At 69.8% G+C, this 20,797-nt stretch carries 19 protein-coding genes; 9 read left to right on the forward strand and 10 right to left on the reverse strand.

All coding sequences use genetic code 11. The features are described from left to right. Window positions 1–39 precede the first annotated feature (39 nt). Window positions 40–939 (reverse strand): LysR family transcriptional regulator, encoded by a 900-nt coding sequence (locus LDO27_RS02590; RefSeq protein WP_224039444.1) that lies wholly within the window; start codon window positions 937–939, stop codon window positions 40–42. Window positions 940–1,052: 113 nt separating this feature from the next. Between LDO27_RS02590 and LDO27_RS02595 the strand changes: the two genes are divergently transcribed. From LDO27_RS02595 to LDO27_RS02610, 4 genes are all read left to right on the forward strand, one after another. Next, window positions 1,053–1,985: a pyridoxamine 5'-phosphate oxidase family protein gene (locus LDO27_RS02595; protein WP_224039446.1), complete on the forward strand. Its 933-nt coding sequence runs from the start codon at window positions 1,053–1,055 to the stop codon at window positions 1,983–1,985. 11 nt (window positions 1,986–1,996) lie between these two features. Continuing rightward, window positions 1,997–2,944, forward strand: coding sequence for a PDR/VanB family oxidoreductase (locus tag LDO27_RS02600; RefSeq protein WP_224039448.1), 948 nt, complete (start codon window positions 1,997–1,999; stop codon window positions 2,942–2,944). A gap of 92 nt (window positions 2,945–3,036) precedes the next feature. After that, window positions 3,037–4,554 (forward strand): ATPase domain-containing protein, encoded by a 1,518-nt coding sequence (locus LDO27_RS02605; protein WP_224039450.1) that lies wholly within the window; start codon window positions 3,037–3,039, stop codon window positions 4,552–4,554. 3 nt (window positions 4,555–4,557) lie between these two features. Further along, window positions 4,558–6,243, forward strand: coding sequence for an ATP-binding protein (locus tag LDO27_RS02610; RefSeq protein ID WP_224039453.1), 1,686 nt, complete (start codon window positions 4,558–4,560; stop codon window positions 6,241–6,243). On the opposite strand, the gene LDO27_RS02615 is transcribed toward LDO27_RS02610, so the two are convergent. Then, window positions 6,230–7,177: a LysR family transcriptional regulator gene (locus LDO27_RS02615; RefSeq protein ID WP_224039455.1), complete on the reverse strand. Its 948-nt coding sequence runs from the start codon at window positions 7,175–7,177 to the stop codon at window positions 6,230–6,232. The two genes, LDO27_RS02610 and LDO27_RS02615, sit on opposite strands and share 14 nt — an antisense overlap. 91 nt (window positions 7,178–7,268) lie before the next feature. On the opposite strand from LDO27_RS02615, the gene LDO27_RS02620 reads away from it, so the two are divergent. The 4 genes from LDO27_RS02620 to LDO27_RS02635 all read left to right on the forward strand — a co-directional run bounded on the left by LDO27_RS02620 (window position 7,269) and on the right by LDO27_RS02635 (window position 10,897). Continuing rightward, the gene (locus tag LDO27_RS02620; protein ID WP_224039457.1) at window positions 7,269–8,516 is read left to right on the forward strand and encodes a CaiB/BaiF CoA transferase family protein; all 1,248 of its coding nucleotides are present in this window, start codon (window positions 7,269–7,271) and stop codon (window positions 8,514–8,516) included. Then, entirely contained in the window at window positions 8,516–9,571 is a 1,056-nt protein-coding gene (locus LDO27_RS02625; protein WP_224040774.1) for an NADPH:quinone oxidoreductase family protein, read from the forward strand. Before LDO27_RS02620 ends, LDO27_RS02625 begins: the two co-directional genes overlap by 1 nt. A gap of 29 nt (window positions 9,572–9,600) precedes the next feature. Then, window positions 9,601–10,554, forward strand: coding sequence for a tripartite tricarboxylate transporter substrate binding protein (locus LDO27_RS02630; protein WP_222206309.1), 954 nt, complete (start codon window positions 9,601–9,603; stop codon window positions 10,552–10,554). Between the two features lie 160 nt (window positions 10,555–10,714). Next, the gene (locus tag LDO27_RS02635; RefSeq protein WP_224039459.1) at window positions 10,715–10,897 is read left to right on the forward strand and encodes a hypothetical protein; all 183 of its coding nucleotides are present in this window, start codon (window positions 10,715–10,717) and stop codon (window positions 10,895–10,897) included. Between the two features lie 77 nt (window positions 10,898–10,974). Here the strand turns inward: LDO27_RS02635 and LDO27_RS02640 are convergent, their stop codons facing one another. From LDO27_RS02640 to LDO27_RS02670, 7 genes are all read right to left on the reverse strand, one after another. Continuing rightward, window positions 10,975–11,142, reverse strand: a complete 168-nt coding sequence (locus LDO27_RS02640) for a hypothetical protein (RefSeq protein ID WP_222206144.1) — start codon at window positions 11,140–11,142, stop codon at window positions 10,975–10,977. A gap of 261 nt (window positions 11,143–11,403) precedes the next feature. After that, window positions 11,404–11,718: a quaternary ammonium compound efflux SMR transporter SugE gene (gene sugE, locus LDO27_RS02645; RefSeq protein WP_224039461.1), complete on the reverse strand. Its 315-nt coding sequence runs from the start codon at window positions 11,716–11,718 to the stop codon at window positions 11,404–11,406. Between the two features lie 106 nt (window positions 11,719–11,824). Continuing rightward, complete coding sequence (locus LDO27_RS02650) at window positions 11,825–12,703, reverse strand: alpha/beta fold hydrolase (RefSeq protein ID WP_224039464.1); 879 nt, start codon at window positions 12,701–12,703, stop codon at window positions 11,825–11,827. Then, window positions 12,700–14,787, reverse strand: a complete 2,088-nt coding sequence (locus tag LDO27_RS02655; protein WP_224039465.1) for an acetate--CoA ligase family protein — start codon at window positions 14,785–14,787, stop codon at window positions 12,700–12,702. Before LDO27_RS02655 ends, LDO27_RS02650 begins: the two co-directional genes overlap by 4 nt. After that, the gene (locus LDO27_RS02660) at window positions 14,784–15,950 is read right to left on the reverse strand and encodes an acyl-CoA dehydrogenase family protein (RefSeq protein WP_224039466.1); all 1,167 of its coding nucleotides are present in this window, start codon (window positions 15,948–15,950) and stop codon (window positions 14,784–14,786) included. Before LDO27_RS02660 ends, LDO27_RS02655 begins: the two co-directional genes overlap by 4 nt. 97 nt (window positions 15,951–16,047) lie before the next feature. Next, a complete protein-coding gene (gene gcvA / locus LDO27_RS02665) occupies window positions 16,048–16,959 on the reverse strand; it encodes a transcriptional regulator GcvA (protein ID WP_224039467.1) in 912 nt (303 codons plus the stop codon). Window positions 16,960–17,055: 96 nt separating this feature from the next. Continuing rightward, on the reverse strand, window positions 17,056–18,381 hold the full coding sequence (locus LDO27_RS02670; protein WP_224040776.1) for an MmgE/PrpD family protein: 1,326 nt from the start codon (window positions 18,379–18,381) through the stop codon (window positions 17,056–17,058). 321 nt (window positions 18,382–18,702) lie between these two features. Between LDO27_RS02670 and LDO27_RS02675 the strand changes: the two genes are divergently transcribed. Continuing rightward, a complete protein-coding gene (locus LDO27_RS02675) occupies window positions 18,703–19,683 on the forward strand; it encodes a tripartite tricarboxylate transporter substrate binding protein (protein WP_224039468.1) in 981 nt (326 codons plus the stop codon). Window positions 19,684–19,701: 18 nt separating this feature from the next. On the opposite strand, the gene LDO27_RS02680 is transcribed toward LDO27_RS02675, so the two are convergent. Further along, window positions 19,702–20,769 carry an HAD family hydrolase gene (locus LDO27_RS02680; RefSeq protein WP_224039470.1) on the reverse strand — a complete coding sequence of 356 codons (1,068 nt, stop codon included), beginning with the start codon at window positions 20,767–20,769 and terminating at the stop codon, window positions 19,702–19,704. Between the last annotated feature and the right edge of the window lie 28 nt (window positions 20,770–20,797).

A 20,797-nucleotide genomic window follows, 5' to 3' on the forward strand; every position in this document is an offset into this window, starting at 1 on the left:
GGTGAATTGATTATTCCTTCGTGCGCAAGGATGCGACGCTCAGCTCAGTTCGGGGTGCGAGCGCAGGCGGGCGGCCAGCAGGTCGATGAAGTGCCTCACCTTCGAAGAGCCGTACTTGCTCTCGCGGTGCAGCACATGCACCGGCCACGGCGACTCCTCATAGTCCGGCAACACGATGCGCAGGCGTCCGTCGGCCACATGGTCGGCAATCATGTACGACAGCAGCCGGCAGATGCCCAACCCCGCCACCGTCGCCTCGATGGCGGCGTCGTTGCTGTTGACCGTCAGCCGCGGGCTCGCGCGCACCATGGTGGGATCCTCCAGCGCGCCGAATTTCCATTCGGCGCGCGGCGAGATGCCGGTGGCGGCGATGAGCGTATGGCGCAGCAGGTCGGCCGGATGCTCGGGCGTGCCGTGCCGCTCCAGGTAGGCCGGCGATGCGCACAGGACCCGGCGCACCTGGCCTACCCGCAGCGCCCGCAAGCTGGAATCGGGCAGATGGCCGATGCGCACCGCCACGTCGATGCCCTCGTCCATCAGGTTGACGAGGCGGTCCAGGAAGACCGCGGAGACCTCGACTTCCGGGTAGGCATCGAGAAATTCCACGATGCACGGCGTGACGTAGGTCTTGCCGAACAGCACCGACGCCGTTACCGAGAGGTTGCCGCGCGGCGCCGCATTGACGCCTGCCGCCGCCTCGTTGGCTTCCGCGATGCTGGCCAGGATGTTGCGGGCATCGTCCAGGTAGCGGCGCCCCGCCTCCGTCAGCCTGACGCTGCGGGTGGTGCGCATCAGCAGCTTCACCCCAAGCCGGTCTTCCAGCGCGGAGATGGCGCGGGTGACCGCCGCGGGAGACAGGTCCAGCCGCCGCGCGGCCGCGGCAAAGCTCTGCCCTTCCCCGACCGCGACGAACACGGTCATCAGGTGAATCTGGTCCATCCATTACTCTCCGCGAAACTATGACTTGCGTCGGGCGACTATTCTTGTTGCGCGGATTATTTCCCAGAATGGCGGCACCAGCAACGATCGATGCCCGATTCCGAGGAGCCGCCATGAGCGACATCAGCCCATTCCACTGCGGCGAACGTGCCGTGCAGCGCAGCGCCGGCGAAGCCGCCATCGCGGACCGCAATATCGCCGTCCTGTCCGACGCGGTCATTGCCGGCGCACGGCCGTTCATCGCCAAGCAGTCGATGGTGGCGCTCGCCAGCGTCGATGCGGCGGGGGACCTGTGGGCCTCGGTGCTGTTCGGCAAGCCGGGCTTCGTCACCACACCGGACGGCCGGTCCATCGTGCTCGACGTGCCCGCGAGCACGCGCGACCCCGACGATCCGCTATGGACCAACATCGCCGCCGGGGCGGACCTCGGCATGCTGTTCATCGAGCTGAGTTCGCGGCGCCGCTACCGCGTCAATGGCTCCGTCAGTCAGATCGACGGGCGGGCCGCGGAAGTCGCGATCCGCGAGGCCTATCCGAACTGCCCGAAGTACATCCAGCGGCGTCAGCTACGCCACGTGGGCGAGCCTCGACTGCCGGCGCAGGCCGCGTATGGCGCCGTGCTGCGCGGCACCGTCGAACAGATCGTGCGCGCGGCGGACACGGTGTTCGTGGCGAGCCGCCATCCGGCCGCGGGCGCCGACGCCTCCCACCGCGGCGGCACCCCCGGGTTCGTGCAGGTGGTGGATGCCACCACGCTGCGCATCCCCGACTATGCCGGCAACAGTCTCTTCAACACGCTGGGCAACTTCTCGGTCGATCCCCGCGCCGGGCTGTGCATCCCCGATTTCGCCAACGGCCAGCTGCTGCAACTGACAGGAAGCGCGACGGTGCAATGGGACCAGGAGGACCCCGGCAACGAGACCGGCGGCACCAGGCGCTACTGGGAATTCCGCGTCGACAAATGGATCCTGCGCGATACCCTGCAAGCGCTGGAGTGGGAATACCTCGACGCCTCGCCGTTCAACCCGCCCGTGCGGGCCGCGTGAGGCGACCAGCCATGGATTGCGTCGTCACGGCCATCGTCGGACACGGCCCCGCCGTCAAGGAGTTCCAACTGCGCCGCGCCGACGGCCAGCCGCTGCCGCCGTGGACGCCCGGCGCCCATGTCTCGCTGCGCTTTGCCGCCGCCGACGGCACATCGTTCGAGAACCGCTATTCGCTCGTCGGCGCGGCGGGAAAGGCGGACCGCTATCGCATCGCCGTGCAGCGCGAGGCCGATGGCAAGGGCGGCTCGCGCTGCCTGCACGACGAGGTCGCGGTCGGCCACCCGGTGCAGGTAGCCGGGCCGTTCGATGGATTCGCACTGCGGCCGCCGGCGGCATCCGCGCGCATCACGCTGGTTGGCGGCGGGATCGGCATCACGCCGCTGATATCGATGGCCCATGCCCTGCGCGCGCAAGGCATCCCGTTCCGGCTGCACTACCTGGCCCGCGATGCAGGCCGGCTTCCGCTGCTGGACGAACTGCGCGCCATCGCGCCCGAGGCGGTGGCCGTGCATCTGTCCGCGTCCGCGGGCCGGATCGATCCGGCCGCCGTGCTCGGCGCCTATGAACCGGGACACCATCTGTATGCATGCGGTCCGGTGGCGCTGATGCAGGCGCTGGCGGATGCCGGCGCCCGCCGGGGATGGCCGGCGAACGCACTGCATTTCGAGAGCTTCGGTGCACGAGCGGCGAGCGCGGACCGGCCGCTTACGGTGACGCTGTCGCTGTCCGGCATGACGGTCGAAGTCGCGCCCGGCACGTCCATCCTGGACGCGCTGATCGACGCGGGGGCATTGGTCGCCTACGACTGCAAGCGCGGGGAGTGCGGCAGTTGCTATGCCGAGGTAGGCGGGGGCGCGCCCATCCACCGCGACGTCTGCCTGACGCCGGCGATGCGGGCACAAGGCATGTGTACCTGCGTGTCGTGGGCCGACGGGCCGGGGCTGACACTGGCGTTGTGAGCCGCCGGCAACGGGGGATATGTCCCTGGCCTGGAAATTGCGGACGTCTGCCAGGATCGAGGCAACTGGCACGCAGTTTCGCGGCCCCATAGATGCAAACCACCGACCGTCCCGTCACGCAGAAACGTATCCAGTCCGGCATTGAGGGTATCGACGATATCCTCGGCGGTGGACTCACGCCCGATCGCATGTACCTGGTCGAAGGCGCGCCGGGGGCGGGCAAAACGACATTGGCGTTGCAATTTTTACTCAGGGGCGCCGAACTCGGCGAGTCTGGCCTGTACATTACGCTGTCCGAGACCAGCGCCGAGCTGGTCGCCGTGGCGGAAAGCCATGGCTGGGACGCCAGCAAGTTCACCACCATCGAGCTGCTGTCGGACGAAGGTCTGGATCCCCGCTTCGAGCAGAGCGTGCTCCAGCCTGCCGAAGTCGAACTGAGCGAGACCGTGCGGGACGTCATCGCCAAGGTGGACGAACTCAAGCCCACCCGCCTGGTCTTCGACAGCCTGTCCGAACTGCGGATGTTGTCGCAGAGCGGGCTGCGGTACAGGCGCCAGATCCTTGCGCTCAAGCGCTACTTCGCCACCCGCGCCTGCACCGTTCTGCTGCTCGACGACAACAGCTCCGAACCTGGCGACCTGCAGTTGCACAGCATCGCGCACGGCGTCATCTCGCTCGACAACGTAGTGCATGACTTCGGCGGCGAACGGCGGCGGCTGCGCATCGCCAAGATGCGCGGCATCCGCTTCCGCGAAGGCTTTCACGACATGACGCTCAATACGGGCGGCATCCAGGTCTACCCCCGCCTGATCGCCGCCGAGCACCACAGCGAATATGCGCCCGAAGCGCTGACCACCGGCACGCCGGGGCTGGACGCGCTGCTCGGCGGAGGCCTGGTGCGGGGCACCAACACGCTGATGGTCGGACCGTCCGGGGTAGGCAAGACCACGACGGTGGCTTCCTGCCTGCTGGCGGCGCTGAAACGCGGGGAGCCCTGCGTCTATTACCTGTTCGACGAAACCCGCATGACGCTGCTGCGGCGTTCGGCCATGCTCGGCATCGACCTCCGGCCGCATCTCGACAGTGGCCTGCTGACCCTGCGCCAGGTCGACCCCGCCGAGATTTCGCCGGGCGAATTCACCAGCGAACTGCGCCGCAGCGTGGAGCAGGACGATGTGCGCTTCGTCGCCATCGACAGCCTCAACGCCTTCCTGCAGGCCATGCCGGGCGAGCGGCACCTGCTGCTGCAGATGCACGAGCTGCTGACGTACCTGAACCAGCGCGGCGTCATCACGATGCTGGTGCTGGGGCAGCATGGTGTCATCGGCGAAGTCCAGAGCGACATCGACATCAGTTATCTGAGCGACGTGGTGGTGCTGTTCCGCTACTTCGAGCGCCAGGGCCATGTCCATACGGCCGTGACGGCCGTCAAGAGCCGCACCAGCGGGCACGAACGCTCGATCCGCGAATTCCGGCTGGACCGCGGCGGCGTGAACGTCGGCGAATCGCTGCGGGATTTCGAGGGCATCCTGAGCGGGCTGCCGGTGTACAAGGGCGACACCGCGATGCTTTCGTCCTCGCGCGCGACGCCGGATTTGCCCGGGACCTGAGGCATGGAGTTTCGCGCTCTGGTGGTGGCCCCCTTCGGCCGCGACGCCGAAGTCATCGCCGACGTGTTGCGCACGGATGGGCGCAGCTGCCTGCCATGCCCCGACATGCCGGGCCTGGTGGCCGAACTCGACCGCGGCGCCGGTGTCGCGATCGTCACGGAAGAGGCCCTGCGCCCGGACAACGCAAGCGCACTGGCTGCGTGGCTCGCACGGCAGCCGGCGTGGTCGGATTTTCCCGTGGTGCTGCTGTCCCGCCGGCTCGCCGAGGGCCGCCGCGCCGTGGGCATCGACATGCTCGAACGCCTGGGCAATGTGCTCGTGCTCGAACGTCCTCTCAATTCGGAAACCTTGCGCCGCGCGGTGACGTCGTCGCTGCGCGCCCGGGCCCGGCAGTACGACGCGCGCCGGCATCTGGCGGAATCGGAACAGCACCTGATCGAACGGGTCGAGGCTCAGCAGGCACTGGAGCGCCTGAACGAATCGCTCGAGAGCCGCATCGAGGAGCGCACGCACGAACTGGCCTCGGCGAACAACCGCCTGATGAAGGAGATCCACGAGCGGGCGAAAGTGCAGGCGGTGCTGGTGCAGTCGCAGAAGATGGAGGCGCTGGGCCAGCTGACCGGCGGCATCGCGCACGACTTCAACAACCTGCTGAGCATCATCATGGCCAATGCCGAGTTGCTCGCGCTGGTCAGCGACGACGAACGCATCCGCAAGATGGCCGCCACGGTCAAGCGCGCCACCGAACGCGGCGCCAAGCTGACGGCGCAACTGCTGACATTTTCGCGCACCAGCAACCTGGACCTGAAGGCGGTCAATGTCGCCTCGCTGCTCAACGGCATGCGCGACATCATCTCGATCTCGCTGGGGTCCACCATCGCGTTCGCCACGCATTGCGATTCCGACGACCTGTGGACGCAGGCCGATCCCAACCAGCTCGAGCTGGCGATACTGAACCTGGCAATCAACGCGCGCGATGCCATGGCCGGCGGCGGGCGCCTGGACATTTACGCGACCGAACGATCGGCTCCCGACGCCACGCTGGAGCCGGGCCGCTACGTCGTCGTCAGCGTCACCGATTCCGGCTCCGGCATCGAGCCATCCATCCTGCCCCGGGTCTTCGATCCGTTCTTCACGACCAAGCCTGTCGGCAAGGGCACCGGACTGGGCCTGAGCCAGGTCTATGGCATCGCGCGGCAGGCGGGGGGAACCGCCCGCATCGACAGCCAGCCCGGCAAGGGCACGACGGTGGAACTGTGGCTGCCGCGCGCGGCCCGGGAAATGCTGGACCTCGACGTGGCCGCGGCCGCCGATGTCGATGCGCCCAACACCGGGCGCATCCTGGTCATCGAGGACGACGACGATGTGCGCACCATGCTGGTGGAGTGCCTGCAGACCATGGGCTATCAGGTCACGGACGCGCCCGACGGCCCCAGCGGCCTGGAACGGCTGCGCCAGAACGCCCCGGACCTGATGATCGTCGACTACGCCATGCCGGGCATGAACGGCATGGAGGTCATCGAGGAAGCGCATCAGCTCAAGGCTGACCTGCCGGTCATCCTGGCAACGGGATACGCGGACGTCGATGTGTCCAAGATCACCGAGAAGCGCTTCACCGCCCTGCGCAAACCCTTCCAGCTCGGCGAGCTGGCGCGCGTGGTCCGCACCGCCCTGCTCAAGCTCCAGTAGCGCCCCGGCGGGCCCGCCTCCACGCGCACGACTGGTCCTCCAGGTGCGAGCGCACGTAGTCCATCAACGTGCGCGTGGCCAGCGTGGGAAACCGGTTCGGCGCCGTCAGCATGTAGATGCTGTCCCCCACGCCTTCCGGATCGCACTGGTCCAGCACCTCGACGATCTGGCCGCTTTCGATCTGCCGCCACACCGCATAGCGGGGCAGCAGCGCCACGCCCAGGCCGCCCATCATGGATTCGAACAGGAACGGGTAGTCGCCGGACTGGATGCGCGGCGCCACCCGCAGCGTGACCGGCGTACCCGCGACGGTGATCTTCAGGTCGAAGCGCCGCCCGAGCGAGGCCGGCGAAATCAGGTCGCATTCGAGCAGGTCGGCCGCCTGGTGGATCGGCCCGTTCTCCTCCAGGAACGACGGCGCGGCGCACAGGCACCAGCCGACATCGCATATCTTGCGCGCCACATGATCCTCGGGCGGCATCGAGGTGATCTTCAGCGCCACGTCCACTTCGGCCGAGATCAGGTCGCCGATATAGTCGTTGATCACCACGCGCAGCGAAATGTCCGGATAGGTGCGGGCAAACTGCAGCAGCACGGGCGTCAGGTACAGATGACCGAGGCCCGTCGGCAGGCGGATGCGGACATCGCCGCGCACCGACTGTCCCAGGCTGTCGATCGAGGCGCTGGCCGCCTGCAGTTCGTCCAGCATGCGCAGCCCGTGGGTATAGAGCAGGCTGCCCGCTTCCGTCAGCTCGACATGCCGGGTGGTGCGCCGCAGCAGCTGCGCGCCCATATGCTGCTCCAGCAACTTGAGGCGGCGCGAGACATTGGATCGCGTCATGCCGCTGCGCGCGGCGGCCGCGGTGAGGGTCTTCGCCTCCACCATCGTCACGAACAGCCGGACCATGTTCAGGTCGAGGGAATTGTCAATCATCAGTCAACACGGGTGGCACAGATAGGCGGATTGTCCTGGCGGGGTCGCGTCTCTAGCATAAGCCATCCGTCCTGTTCCGAGATTCCGCTCCATGCGCGACAACGCACCCGCCTCTTCCCCGCCATCCTCCAACGGCGCACCGCCGCCGGACCTGCCCTTCGCCGGCCTGCGCGTGCTGGACATCAGCCAGGGCATCGCCGGCCCGTACTGCGCCCATATCCTGTGGCAGCAGGGCGCGGAGGTGGTGAAGGTCGATCCGCCCGCGGGGGACTGGGGCCGCCATGTCGGGGTCGTACGGGGCGAGCACAGCGCGCTGTCGGTGGCCTATAACGCCGGCAAGCGCAGCATCTGCATCGACGCGACGCGGGACGACGGCCGCGCCTTGCTGCTCGAACTCGCCCTGCAGGCCGACGTGGTGGTGCAGAACTTCCGCCCCGGGGTCGCCGAACGGCTGGGCGTGGGCTTCGCCGCGCTGGCGGCACGGCTGCCCGAACTGGTCTATGTCTCGGTCAGCGGCTACGGCCCGGACGGGCCTTGCGCCGACCTGCCGGCGTCGGACTCGGTGATGCAGGCCGACAGCGGCCTGATGCACACCAACCGCAGCGCCGACGGCACGCCGCGCCGCATCGGCATGCTGCTGGCGGATGCCGCCACCGGCCTGTATGCCGCGCAAGCCTGCGCCGCGGCGCTGTGCCGGCGCTTTCGCACCGGCCTGGGCGCGCACGTCGAGCTGAACCTGTTCGACGCGTGCTGCGCGCTGCAGGCGAACAACATCCTGGAATACGCGATGCAGGGCGACAGCGCGCCGGGACCGGTGAGCGCGCCCAACGGCGTGTTCGCCACCGCGGACGGCAGCATCAGCCTGCTCGCGCTGAACAACGCGCAGTTCGCCAGGCTGTGCCACGCACTGGAGCGCGCGGCGTGGCTCGATGATCCGCGCTATGCGGACAACGGACTGCGCATGGCGAACGCCGCGGCCCTGCACGAGGCCGTTGCTGCCGTGCTGCGAACCCGTGAGACGGCCCACTGGCTGGCCCGCCTGCAGGCGCACGACGTGCTGCACGCGGCCGTGCGCGGGTACGAGGACGTGCTGCGCCATCCCCAGGCCGTGCATCGGGGCACGTTCCAGCCCATCGATCAGCCCGGCCTGGGCGCCCTGCCCTTCGCCGGCTTGCCGGCCGCCGGCCTACGCCGCCCGGCCGGCCCGGCGCCGCGCATCGGCGAGCATACCGAGCGCGTGCTGCTCGATGCCGGGTTCCCGCCATCGCGGGTCTCGCAATGGCTGGCGGACGGCGCGGCGCGCCAGGCCGAGCGCTCGCCGACGGAGGCCGGCGCATGATGCAAGCCCTGGTCTGCCACCAGTTCGGCCCTCCCGAAGACATGCGGCTCGAAGCGGTCGCTTCGCCCGCTGCGCTGGCGCCGGATGCGGTGACGCTGGCGGTGGAGTACGCCAGCGTGAGCCATGCCACCGGCCTGATGATCGCCGGCCGGTACCAGACCCGGCCGCCGCTGCCCTTCGTGCCCGGCACCGAGGCCGTGGGACGCGTGGTGGCGTGCGGCAGCGCGGTGACCCGCTTGCGGCCGGGCGACCGCGTGGTCGCCATCGCCGACTGGGGCTGCTTCGCCGAGCAGGTCTGCGTGCCGGAATACACGGTGTACCGCATTCCGGACCATCTGGATTCGCTGCGCGCGCTGCCGATTCCGCTGTCCTACGGCACCGCCTACTGCGGACTGGTATGGCGTTGCGAGCTGAAGGCGGCGGACACGGTGCTCGTGCTGGGAGCGGGCGCCGGCGTGGGCCTGGCCGCCGTCGAGATCGCCAGCCAGCTCGGCGCCACGGTCATCGCCTGCGCCAGCACCGAAACCAAGCGCACGGAGGCGCTGGCGCGCGGCGCGCGCTACGCCGTGGCGCCCGAGGACCTTGCCGCGGACGTCAAGCGCGTGACCGGCGGGCGCGGTGCCGACGTGGTGGTCGATCCCGTCGGCGGCGACCTGTTCGACCGCGCGCTGCGGGCCGCGGCGGCCAACGGCCGCGTGCTCAGCGTCGGCTTTGCCAGCGGGCGCATTCCCCAGGCGCCGCTGAACCTGCTGCTGGTGAAGAACCTGACGCTGCACGGCTTCTTCGTCGGCCGCTATATCGGCTGGACCCCGGCCAACGAGCGGGCGCAGCACGCGCCCGCCTTGCAGGCGGTGATGCGCACGCTGTGCGAATGGGCCAGCGAAGGAAAGATCCGACCGACGGTGTCGACGGTGTACCCGATGACCGGCTTGGCCGACGCGCTCGCCGCGCTGGAGGCACGCCAGGTGGTCGGCAAGGTGGCGATAAAAATCAAGGAGACGACTTCATGGCAAACCCACTCACCGGCGGCTTCGCCCGCCACGCCCATGGCATAGCCGGGCGCCGGCTGCTGGCCGGTGCATTGATGGCGGCATCGGCGCTCGCCGCGACGCTCACCGGCACGCCGGCACGGGCGGAGGACTTTCCGCAGCGCCCGGTGCGCCTCGTGCTGCCCTACCCCGCCGGCGGCCCCACCGACCTGCTCGCGCGCGTGGTTGCCGCCAAGATGGGCGACACGCTGGGCCAGACGGTGGTGATCGACAACAAGCCCGGCGCCAGCGGCATGATTGGCGCCGAGCTGGTGGCCAAGGCCCCGCCCGATGGCTACACGATGCTCGCCAACGCCTCGCTGCACGTCATCAATCCCAGCATCTATCCGAAGATGCGCTACGACGCCTTCCAGGACTTCGTACCGGTGACCCAGCTGGCCGACGTGCCGCTGGTGCTGGTGGTCAACAACGACTCCCCGGTAAAGACCGTGCAGGACCTGGTCGCGCTCGCGAAGGCCAAGGGGCGCGCGCTCAATTTCGGGTCCGCCGGCAACGCCTCGGCGCAGCAGCTTGCCGCGGAGTCTTTCAAGTTCGCCGCCAAGGTGGACATGCAGCACGTGCCCTACAAGGGCAGCTCCCCGGCGCTGACCGATCTGATGGGCGGACAGATCCAGCTGATGTTCGACTCGATGCCGTCGGCGATGCCGTTCATCAAGGCCGGCAAGCTGCGGGCCGTGGCGGTCACGACCGCCAAACGCTCGCAGGCGCTGCCCGATGTGCCCACGGTGGCCGAGTCGGGCTTCCCCGGCTTCAATATCAGCACGTGGTACGGGCTGTGGGTGCCGCGCGGCACGCCGGCGCCCATCGTGGAAAAACTGGCCACGCATGCCGCCGTGGCGTTGAAGCGGCCCGACGTGCAGCGCCAGTACGCCGACATGGGCGCGGAGCCGGTGGGCTCGTCGCCCGCGGAGTTCGCGCGCTATACGGTTGCGGAAGGCAGCAAGTGGGCGGAAATCGTCCGGCGGTCCGGCGCCAAGGCGGATCAATAGGCGGCGGGTGGCGCGATTCGCCGTGGAGAAGTCGGGGCGCCGCCGGTGGCACGGTGCTTGCGGAACGGGAGAGCCATCGGCTGCCGGCATGGCCGCCGGTACCCTTCCCGAGGGTTGCCCTCAGGCATTGTTTCAACGCTGTGCAACATGGAGATCCACCATGAAGACCGCCCCGCCCACCAACCGCACCGAGCAGGACGCCAAGGCCGAAGCCAATTCCGGCAAGCCCGCCACCACGCAGGGAAGCAAGCCCGGCAGCGGCCAGCACGCCGCGAATCACACCAAGGCCGGCAACAACGAAGGCGCCGGCGGCGGCGCGAAGCAGCGCCACGGCGCCCGCTAGGCGGCCGACCGCGAAATGCGGCCCCATGGCCCGCGAAGCCTTCGCGGGTCATGGGGCCGCTCGTCGGGCTGGCGCGGTCAGTACTGTTCGCGCCCTCCATCGCGGTCGAGCACGTTGCGGATGACATTGCGGCCGCGCGGCGGCACCGCGTAATACGCCAGCAGGATCGAGGCGGTCAGGGCGAGGCCAGCGACCGCGAAGGCGATCAACGTGGTGGCGGCAATGCTGTGATTGTCGTCGGACATGGGTGCTCTCCGGTGGCGATGAAGGGGAAGCGATCGCCGCCGCGACGGGGACGATCGGATACCTGCTTTGCATCGCGACGCAAGGCCCGTGCCGGCTCGAACCGGCCGGCGGGCGGCGCCGGCCTGTGCCGCAACGGCCGGGCCAGTCCCGCGGAGCCGGCCGTGAGAGCAGGCTTGCCCCGGACCAGCGGCGAGCAAATATTGCACGCACGATGCCCGCGGCGAACGTCCGCCGTACAAGCACGCCACGCGCGCCGCCCGCTACGACGACAGCTTGAGTCCCACGATGCCGGCCAGCACCAGGCCCGCGCTGGCAAGCCGCCACACGCTGGCTGACTCGCCGAAAATCAGGATGCCGACCGCGAATGCGCCGACCGCGCCGATCCCGGTCCATACCGCGTAGGCGGTGCCCAGCGGCAGCGAGCGCATGGCAAGCGACAGCAGCCAGAAGCTCAGGATCATCGTGACGATGGTGAAGACGGACGGCCAGAGCCGGGAGAACCCCTCGGTGTACTTCAGGCCCGTGGCCCAGGCGATTTCGGTAAAGCCGGCAAGGACGACGTAGATCCACGGCATGCGGTGCTCCAGGAAAGGCTCGTGCTAAGCCTGCGCTGACATCCGGCAGTCCTCGCGCGGCCGCCGGGCCTGCCGCCGGCTTGGACCGGCCGGGGCCTCGCGGATTCTAGCGGCTGGGCGCGCCGGCGAACCAGCGCTCCAGCAGTGCGTTGACCTCCGCCGCGCGCTCGAACTGCACCCAGTGCCCGGCCCCGGGCAAGACGCACCAGTCCCGCTGTTCCTCGTTGCCGGCGAGCTGCTGCGCGATTGCCACCGGTACCGCCGTCACGTCGTGCTCGCCCCACAGCAGCAAGGTCGGGCCGCCATACGCGGCCAGCGCCTCGCCGAGCAGCGCCTGGCGCGAGATGGCCTTGCTGCGGAACCGCGTCGCCTTGCATGCGCGTTCATGGATGGCCATGGCCAGCTCGTCGACGGCGCCCGCATCGTGCAGCATGTGCGCCTGCAGGTTGTGGCGAAGCGCATCGCGCATGGCCGCCGCATCGTCGGTGCGCCAGTCGCGCAGCGCCAGCCCCGGACGCCGCGTGCCCCCGTGTCCGGCGGGTCCGAGCAGCGCCACGCGCCCGACATGCGCGCGCCGTGCGGCGAGGCAGGCGGCGACCAGTCCGCCAAACGAAAAGCCGGCCAGCGACACCGGCCTGTCGCGGCCGACGAGCTGGTCCAGCGTGCCGATGGACGCCTCCACCAGCCGGTCGAGCCGGTCGGGCGCATGCACCGGTCCGGGCAAGGCATCCGATTCGCCGAAGCCTGGCAGATCCGGCACCAGCAGCGTGTAGGAGGCCGCCAGCGCGTCGATGCTGCGCGCCCAGTGCATCCAGTTGCCATGACCACCGTGCAGCAGCACCAGCGGCGGGCCATCGCCGAACTCGCGCCACACCACGGTGGTGGCACCATGTGCGAGGCGATGGCGGATCGCCATGCCGTCCAGGCGCGCGAGTTCCGCATCGGCCCGGCGCATGGCGCCACGCGCGGATTCGCCGCGGCTCATGCGCGCAGCACCAGCGCGTCGACGGCCAGCACACCGTCCCCTTCGGGCAGGACCATCAGCGGGTTGACCTCCGCCTCGGCAATGCGCAGGTCCGGGCGGACCGCAAGCCGGGACAGCGCGGACACCGCCTGCGCCAGCGCCTCCAGGTCGCCGCGCTGCCGGCCGCGCAGGCCGGCCACGGTGCGCAGCGCCTTGACCTCGGCGATCATCTCGCGCGCGGTCTCCACCGTGACCGGGGCAAGGCGGATGCTGCGGTCCCGCGCGACCTCGGCCCAGATGCCGCCGGCGGCGAGCATGACGATGGGGCCGGCTTCCGCGTCGACGCGATAGCCCAGCAGCACCTCGGCCAGCCCCCGGGTCATCGGTTGCACCAGCACCTCGTCGCAGTGCGTATCCGGTGCGCGCTCGGCCAGGTTGCGGCGCAGCGCGGCCAGCGCGGCATCGAGCCCCGCCTGGTCCTGGATGCCCAGTACCACGCCGCCCACTTCCGTCTTGTGCGGGATGGCGGCGGAGCAGACCTTGGCGACCACCGGAAAGTCGAATGGCGGCGCGGCGGCCGGGCCCGACAGCGGCATCGTGACCGCCGGCGCGTGGGGAACCTGGAGCTCGTCCAGTATCGCGTACGCCTGCGCTTCGCTCAGTGTCCGTGCGCTTGCCGCGGACGCAACCTGCGCGGCCGCCGGCGTGCCCGGGCGACGGCGCGCGAGCAGCGCGGCGACGGCGTCCGCGCAGGCCTCGGGCGAGCGGAAACATGGGACGTCGGCGGCCGTGAGCGCCGCCAGCGCCTGCGGCGCGTCGGGCACCAGCATCGCCGCCAGCGGCGTGGCGTGGTGCGCGCTGTCGATGATGGGCTTGACGGCCAGCTGCGGCTGGAAGCGCGCCGACGATCCCACCACCGCCAGCACGACATCGAACTCGGGCGCATCGAGCATGATGTCCAGCGCGCCCTTCATCACGTTGTAGTTGGTGCCGGCAAGCGTGAGGTCCACCACCCGGCCCGCCGAGACCGCGATGCCCGCGGCGGCGAAGCGCGCCAGCGTAGCGGGCGACGCCGCTTCCACCACCACGTCGCGCACGCCGAGCTGGTCCACCACCATCGCGGCCCCGCCGCCGGTCGTGGTGACCACGCCGACGCGGCGCAACGGCGCGCCCTCCCCATGCAAGGGAATGCGCCGCGCCAGCGGAAATGCCTCCAGCAGCGCCTCCAGCACGCCGACGCGCGCGATGCCCAGGTCTTTCAGAAAGGCGTCTGCGATATCGTCTTCGCCGGCCAGCGCGCCGGTATGCGTGGCCGCCATCTCCGCCGCCGCGGCGCTGCGGCCCAGCTTGTAGGCGATCACCGGCTTGCCGCGCCGCGCCGCCTCCCGCGCGAACGCGCGGAGCGCCTCGCCGTGGCGCAGGCTTTCGAGGAACAGCAGGTAGCCCTCCACCCCGGGATCGTCCAGCGTGGCCGCGCACACTTCGCCCAGGCACAGGTCCGATTCGCTGCCCACCGACACCAGCCCGGCGAAGCCCACGCCGCGTGCCTTGCCCCGCGAGACCAGCGCGCCGATCATGCTGCCGCTGTGCGAGGCGACGAACACGCGCCCGCGCGGCAGCTCAGGCTCGGCGAAGGCCGCGTTGGCGGTCAGCACCAGCCCCGCGCGCGGATTCACCACGCCCAGGCTGCTGGGGCCGAGCACACGCGTCGCGCTGCCCTCGCACGCCGTGCGCAGCGCCGCCTCGCGCGCCACCCCTTCGGCGCCCGCTTCCGAAAAGCCGCTGGCGAGGATGGTGACCACCTTCACGCCGAGGCGGGCGCTCTCGCGCACCGCGTCGAGCACGGTGTCGGTCGGCGTCAGCACGAAGACGTGCTCGGGCACTTCGGGCAGCGCGGCCAGGCTGGCATAGGCACGCTCGCCCTGCACCGTGCCGCGGTTGGGATTGATCGGATAGACCCGTCCCGCGAAGCCGGCCGCGCGCAGGAACTGCTGAGGACGCCCGGCGGTCTTGGCCGGATCGTCGGAGGCGCCAACCAGCGCCACGCTGCGCGGTGCCAGCAGGGCCTGCGCCAACGTGCCCTCGGTTTCGGTGCGAGACGTCATGCCGGGGCTCCGGCCTTGGGCGCGCGCTGGGGGAAGGTGCGCTCGAACACCCCCTCGGCAATGCGGTTCTTGAGCATTTCGATGGAGCCGCCGGCGATCATCCATCCCCGGATGCGGCGCAGGCAGTATTCGACGATCGATTCCTGGCTATAGCCCATGCCGCCCATCACCTGCAGCGCTTCGTTGGCGACTTCCCAGCCCGCCTGGTTGCAGGCCAGCTTGGCCATCGCGGTGCTGTGGGCCGAGGGCAGGCCGTGCTCGCCCTCCATCGCGGCGCGGTACAGCAGCAGTTGCGCCGACTCGAGCTTGAGCGCCATCTCGGCGAACTTCCACTGCACGCCCTGGAATTCGCACAGGTCGCGCCCGAACTGCTTGCGGATCTTCGCGTGCTCGCGCGCCACGTTGAAGCAGTGCCGCCCGAGTGCCAGCGAGCGCGAGGAATTGCCCAGGCGCTCCACGTTGAAGCCCGAGATCTGGCGCTTGAAGCCGCCTTCGCCGAGCAGCAGGTTGCGCGCCGGAATGCGGCAGTCCTCGAAGTACAGCTGGCACCATTCCTCGCCGCTCATGAACTTCGACGGCTCGCCGACGTGAAAGCCCGGCGCGCCGCGCTCAACCAGCACCGAGCCGATGCCGCCCACGCCCGGGCCGAAGCGCACGTAGACGAGGAACAGCTCGGCCTCGGGACTATGCGTGGAGAAGATCTTGCTGCCGTTGATGACATAGTCGTCGCCGTCGCGCCGGGCCGAGGTCTTCAGCTCCGTGACGGCGGAGCCGGCGTCCGGCTCCGTCATGCCGAGCGCGATCAGCTTCCGGCCGGCGAGCAGGTCCGGCAGGAAGCGGGCCTTCTGCTCCGCCGACGCATACTCGACGAAGGTGCGGATCGGCCCGAAATTGCCGGCCTGCACGATATCCGCGCTCTTGGGGCAGACCAGCGCGACCTCCTGGATGGCGATGACCGCGTGCATCAGCGTGCCGCCCTGCCCGCCGTCCTCTTCCGCGAAGGCGATGCCCAGCAGGCCCTGTTCGGCCAGCATGCGGGCCGCGTCCCAAGGGTACTGCGCGGAATGCGCCCGCTCCAGCGCACCGGCGGCGAGGCGGTCCTGCGCAAACCGGCGTACCGATTCGGCGAAGGCCTGGTGTTCTTCGCTGAGTTCAAAATTCATTGTCGCCCTCTCTGATTCCGACCATTGACGGGGGTCAGGATCGGGCAAAAGCAGCATGGTGTGAACTTCGGGTTTGGCGCGCAGGCAGAACCATAGCTCATACCTGCGCCTGCCCGCCGCGTCCGGCGGCCTCCAGCAGCCAGTCGCGGAACACGGCGACCTTGCGCGACTCGCGCTGGACGGCCGGGCGCACGAGATAGTGGCCCTTGCTGCGGGTATAAGGCAGCGCGAACGGCCGCACCAGGCGGCCTGCATCCAGCTCGGCCTTGAGCATGGCCGTCTGGCCGATGGCGATGCCCAGGCCGTCCAGCGCGGCCTGCCACGTCAGCACCGAACTGCCGAACGTCATGCGCTCGGTGCCTTCGGCCTGGCGCGACAGGCCGGCGAAGGCCAGCCAGTCGTCCCAGTCGGCGCGGCGATAGTGGGACACCAGCAGGCGATGGCCGAGCAGCGGCTCGAGCTTGCCGCGCGGGCCGCGATGGGCGCGCAGATAGTCGGGCGTGCAGACGGGCTCGATCTCGTCGGCGAACAGCAGCTCGGCGCTCACGCGCGGCCAGCGGCCGTCGCCGAACTGGATCGCCACGTCGGCGGCATCGCGGTCGAAATCGACGTCGGGAATGGCGTTGTCGATGCGCACCTCGATGCTGGGGTACTGGGCCTGGAAGTCAGGCAGCCGCGGGATCAGCCATTTGGCGGCGAAGGTGGTATAGGTGCGCACGCGCAGGGCGCCCTGCGAGGTGTTCCTGAGCAGCCGCGCCGTGGCACTGGCGATGGCATCGAAGGCTGGCACCACTTCCTCGGCATAGGCCTGGCCCACGCGGGTCAGCGTGACGCCATGGCGCTCGCGCCGGAACAGCTCGACCCCGAGGTAGCTTTCGAGCACGGCGACCTGGCGGCTGACGGCGGACTGGGAGACATGCAGCTCCTGCGCGGCCAGCGTGAGGTTCTGGGTGCGCGCCACGACTTCGAAGACCCGCAGTGGATTCAGTGGAGGGATACGTCGTGCCATCCGTGCATGCCTGGAAATGACATTTGATTATATCTGCGGGGTATCCGCGGCGCCCTCCGGATTAGCCCGCGGAGCGCTCCCTCCAGGGCGATCGTGTCAGGGCAATGCCTTCGCCGTCTCCAGCGTCCACAAGCGCTGCAGCAAGGCGCGCGCCGCCGTCGCGCCCAGCACCGGCCCGGCCAGTTCGAGAAACTTGCCGTCCAGGTCGCCGTCGCTGAGCGGCTCCTCGGGATCGCCTTTGCGGTTCGGCTGCAGGTAGTCGAACTGGCGTCCATCGCGCGTGCGGATCACCACCCGTGCGGCGCGCTGCCCGGGAAACGCGGCATCGAGCGGCTGGTCCACGTCCAGCGCGATGCGCGCCATCAGTGCGCGGATGGCCGGGTCGGCGAGCCGTTCGGCCGAGAACGCCGCCAGCCGGACGCTGCCGTGGATCAGCGCCGAGGCCACGACGAAAGGCAGGCTGAAGCGCGCCTCCGCCGCCGTGCGCGGATTCGGGTTGCCAGCCACCTCCAGCGCCGGCCGGTACGTGCCGATGCGCACGCTCTCGATCTCCTCCACTGCCAGGCCATGCTCACGCTGCAGTGTCTGCGCGCCGTCGATGGCCGCGAAGGTATGGCCGCAGCACGCGTGGTTCTTGAAGGTCATCCGCGTGATATGGAATTCCCGTCCCAGCGTGGCCGCGGCGGCCGGCCAGTCCGGGCCGTCGCTCATCGCGCGCCCCAGGCCCGCTTCGCCATCGATGACGTCGCGCGAGCCCGTGACACCGGCCTGCGCGGCCAGCGCCGCCAGCAGGCCGCCTTCGGCCGCGCGCCCCGCGTGCAGCGGCTTGGACATCGAATCCATGCGGAACGCCTGCTGCAGTCCGGCGGCGAACGTGGCGCAGGTCGCCAGCGCGTGCGCGGTGCGTTCGGCATCCAGGTTCAGCACGGAGGCGGCGGCGGCGGCCGCGCCGAAGGTGCCCACCGTTCCCGTGTTGTGCCAGTAGCGGTAGTGCGTGCGGCCCAGGGCGGCGCCGATGCGCGTGGACACCTCGTAGCCGGCGATCACCGCGCGCAGGAAGGCCATGCCGTCGGCATTGCGTTGCTGCGCGGCCGCCAGCGCGGCGGCAATGGTCGGCGCGCCGGGGTGATAGATGGCGTGCTTGTAGATGTCGTCCACCTCCACGGTGTGCGCGGCCGTGCCGTTGATCAGCGCGGCCGTGCGCGGCGTCGCCGCACGGCCCAGCGCCAGCCGCGCGCCGCCCCGCCCCAGATCCTCGGCCAGCGTCTGTTCCAGCAGGGTCGCCGGTGCCTGTACCGCGCCCGGGATCAGCGCCGCATACCAGTCCACCACGGCTCGCTTGGCGTGATGAACGACTTCGGCGGAGGCCGCGCCCGCGCCGGGCGCCGCGGCGAACGCGGCGAATGTGTCGATGATGGTCATGGCGATCGGCCCGGCCTTCGCGGCGGGCGGCAGGAAATGAAGCGCCATCCTCGCCCGCCCGCGCGTGCGGCGCCACTTCCAATCGCGCGCCCAGCCATGAGGTTTTGTCATGGCCGCTCCCTGCGCGGGCGCCGCCCTCAGGGTTGAGCTTTTGTCATTCCACACGGCCGAATCGGCATTTCTGTTTGCGTGGGCCATCGCCCACTATTCGGCCTGAACCAGATGCCGCGTCCCGGTGCCATGCCGGATGCGCCATCGACCAGGGGCGCGCAATCCCGTCCACAAGCGCCCCGGACCCACGACCCATCAAGGAGACAACCCATGCCATCGCTTGCCTTGCTGCGCATTCCCTGCGTCCTGGTCGCGCTCGGCCTCGCCGCCACCTCGCCATCGGCGGCGGCCGCGGCGCCCTATCCGTCCGAACCGATCCGCATCATCGTCGGCTATCAGGCCGGCGGCCCGACGGACCTGACCGCGCGGTTGCTGGCCAGCAAGCTGCAAGCGTCGCTCGGGCAGCCCGTGATCGTGGAGAACAAGCCGGGCGCGGGATCGAATATCGCGTCGGAGTACGTCGCCGCCGCGCCGCCGGACGGCTACACGCTGCTGCTCGCGGCCGCGCCCATCACGATGACGAAGTTCCTCTACAAGGGCCTGAAGTTCGACGTACAGAAGAGCTTCGAGCCGATCGCCAACGTGATGAACGCGCCGGCGGTGCTGGCCGTATCGCCCAAGCTGCCGGCGCGCGACCTGCAATCGCTGATCGAGCTGGCGAAGCAGCGGCCGGGCAGCCTGACGTTCGGCTCGACCGGCACCGGCGGATCGCAGCACCTGGCGGGCGAGCTGCTCAAGCAGCGGGCCGGCATCGACCTGCTGCATGTTCCCTACAAGGGCGCCTCCACCGCCCTGACCGATCTGATGGCGGGCACGGTCGACATGGTCTTCATGACGTCGATGTCCGCGCTGCCTGCGCTCAAGTCGGGCAACCCGCGCGCGCTGGCCGTCGCCTCGAAAAAGCGCCTGCCGCAGATGCCGGACCTGCCGACCATGGACGAATCCGGGCTGCCCGGCTTCGAGGCGGATTCGTGGAACGGATTGCTGGCGCCGGCGAAGACGCCCGCCGCCGTGCTGGACCGCCTGAACGCCGAGGTCAACAAGGCGCTGGCATCCCCCGCGGTGCGCGACGCGCTGGTGTCGCAGGGCGCGGTCGTGGTGGGCGGCTCGCGGCAGGAATTCCGGCAGTACCTGGACAAGGAGGTGGAACGCTGGAGCACCGTGTTCAAGACGGTGAAGATCAGCCTGTGAGCGGCCCGCGGCCGTGCATCACGGATAGATGCGGCTCCAGTCCCGCTTCATGCTGATCACGGTCCAGCCCTTTGCGCGCGCCGCGTCGAGCGCCTTGTCGAGCTTGCCGACAGCGGACTGCCGGTCATAGGCGAACTCGCGCTCGGCATCGTCGTGGTGGACCAGCACGGCCAGGCGCGGCCCGCTCCCTCCCGTCGTGTACTCGAGCATCTGCAGGTCGCCATCCGAATTGCCGACGGCCAGGATCGGACGACGGCCGATATGCCGGTAGATCCCGACCGGCTTGCCCGGACCGTCATCGATGAAGTCCAGCTTCGGCTCTCGCATCAGCACGGGCTTGCCGTCCCGCACCGCGTAGCGGATGCCCTGCGACGAGCCGATGACCTGTTCGGGCGGGATGCCATAGACCGCCTGGCTCCACGGGCGCATGAAGTCGATGGTGCCGCCCGAGACGATGTAGGTCCTGAAGCCGTTGGCGCGAAGAAAGGACAGCAGCTCGAGCTGCGGCTGGAACACCAGCTCGGAATAGGGCTTGTTGAACCTGGGATGGCGCGCGCTGGCCATCCAGTCGCGGATGGTGCGGTCGTATTCCTCGACGCTCATGCCGCTGTTGGCCTTGGCGATCAGCGCCAGCGCCTGCTTGCGGTTGCGCATCAGCGCCTGCATGTCGTTGGCCATCAGCGCCTTGTACGCCGGGTCGGTGCGCCATTCCGGGTGCTGCGGCGCCGCGGCCCGTACCTGGTCCAGCAGGAAAAAGAATTGGAAGTACATCGGCTGCTCGCTCCAGAGCGTGCCGTCGTTGTCGAACACGGCCACGCGCTCCTCCGGCGGCACGAAGTTGGGCGATCCCGGCTGCGTCACGTCGGCAACGAACTTGAGCAGGGCCTCGCGCGCGGCGCCGTCGCGCCACGACGGCAGCGCCTGGGTGGCGGCCTGCTGCTGAAGGGCCGACGGCTGCGCGGCGGAATCATACGGCGTGGAACAACCGGCCGCCGCGAGCCCGGCGAGCGCCAGGGCCGCGTACAGCGAGGCCAGAATGCGGCGGGAGCGGACGCCGGCGAATAGGGCGGCAGCGGGCGTTGTCATGGTGAAGACTCCAGAGTGGATAGGTCCG

Source organism: Cupriavidus respiraculi (assembly GCF_914271545.1).
Classification (GTDB): Bacteria; Pseudomonadota; Gammaproteobacteria; order Burkholderiales; family Burkholderiaceae; genus Cupriavidus; species Cupriavidus respiraculi.

Bases quoted from the DNA above. Each gene is read 5' to 3' on its own strand.
- LDO27_RS02590 (WP_224039444.1), bottom strand. From the start codon at position 939: ATGGACCAGATTCACCTGATGACCGTGTTCGTCGCGGTCGGGGAAGGG.
- LDO27_RS02595 (WP_224039446.1), top strand. From the start codon at position 1,053: ATGAGCGACATCAGCCCATTCCACTGCGGCGAACGTGCCGTGCAGCGC.
- LDO27_RS02600 (WP_224039448.1), top strand. From the start codon at position 1,997: ATGGATTGCGTCGTCACGGCCATCGTCGGACACGGCCCCGCCGTCAAG.
- LDO27_RS02605 (WP_224039450.1), top strand. From the start codon at position 3,037: ATGCAAACCACCGACCGTCCCGTCACGCAGAAACGTATCCAGTCCGGC.
- LDO27_RS02610 (WP_224039453.1), top strand. From the start codon at position 4,558: ATGGAGTTTCGCGCTCTGGTGGTGGCCCCCTTCGGCCGCGACGCCGAA.
- LDO27_RS02615 (WP_224039455.1), bottom strand. From the start codon at position 7,177: ATGATTGACAATTCCCTCGACCTGAACATGGTCCGGCTGTTCGTGACG.
- LDO27_RS02620 (WP_224039457.1), top strand. From the start codon at position 7,269: ATGCGCGACAACGCACCCGCCTCTTCCCCGCCATCCTCCAACGGCGCA.
- LDO27_RS02625 (WP_224040774.1), top strand. From the start codon at position 8,516: ATGCAAGCCCTGGTCTGCCACCAGTTCGGCCCTCCCGAAGACATGCGG.
- LDO27_RS02630 (WP_222206309.1), top strand. From the start codon at position 9,601: ATGGCGGCATCGGCGCTCGCCGCGACGCTCACCGGCACGCCGGCACGG.
- LDO27_RS02635 (WP_224039459.1), top strand. From the start codon at position 10,715: ATGAAGACCGCCCCGCCCACCAACCGCACCGAGCAGGACGCCAAGGCC.
- LDO27_RS02640 (WP_222206144.1), bottom strand. From the start codon at position 11,142: ATGTCCGACGACAATCACAGCATTGCCGCCACCACGTTGATCGCCTTC.
- sugE (WP_224039461.1), bottom strand. From the start codon at position 11,718: ATGCCGTGGATCTACGTCGTCCTTGCCGGCTTTACCGAAATCGCCTGG.
- LDO27_RS02650 (WP_224039464.1), bottom strand. From the start codon at position 12,703: ATGAGCCGCGGCGAATCCGCGCGTGGCGCCATGCGCCGGGCCGATGCG.
- LDO27_RS02655 (WP_224039465.1), bottom strand. From the start codon at position 14,787: ATGACGTCTCGCACCGAAACCGAGGGCACGTTGGCGCAGGCCCTGCTG.
- LDO27_RS02660 (WP_224039466.1), bottom strand. From the start codon at position 15,950: ATGAATTTTGAACTCAGCGAAGAACACCAGGCCTTCGCCGAATCGGTA.
- gcvA (WP_224039467.1), bottom strand. From the start codon at position 16,959: ATGGCACGACGTATCCCTCCACTGAATCCACTGCGGGTCTTCGAAGTC.
- LDO27_RS02670 (WP_224040776.1), bottom strand. From the start codon at position 18,381: ATGACCATCATCGACACATTCGCCGCGTTCGCCGCGGCGCCCGGCGCG.
- LDO27_RS02675 (WP_224039468.1), top strand. From the start codon at position 18,703: ATGCCATCGCTTGCCTTGCTGCGCATTCCCTGCGTCCTGGTCGCGCTC.
- LDO27_RS02680 (WP_224039470.1), bottom strand. From the start codon at position 20,769: ATGACAACGCCCGCTGCCGCCCTATTCGCCGGCGTCCGCTCCCGCCGC.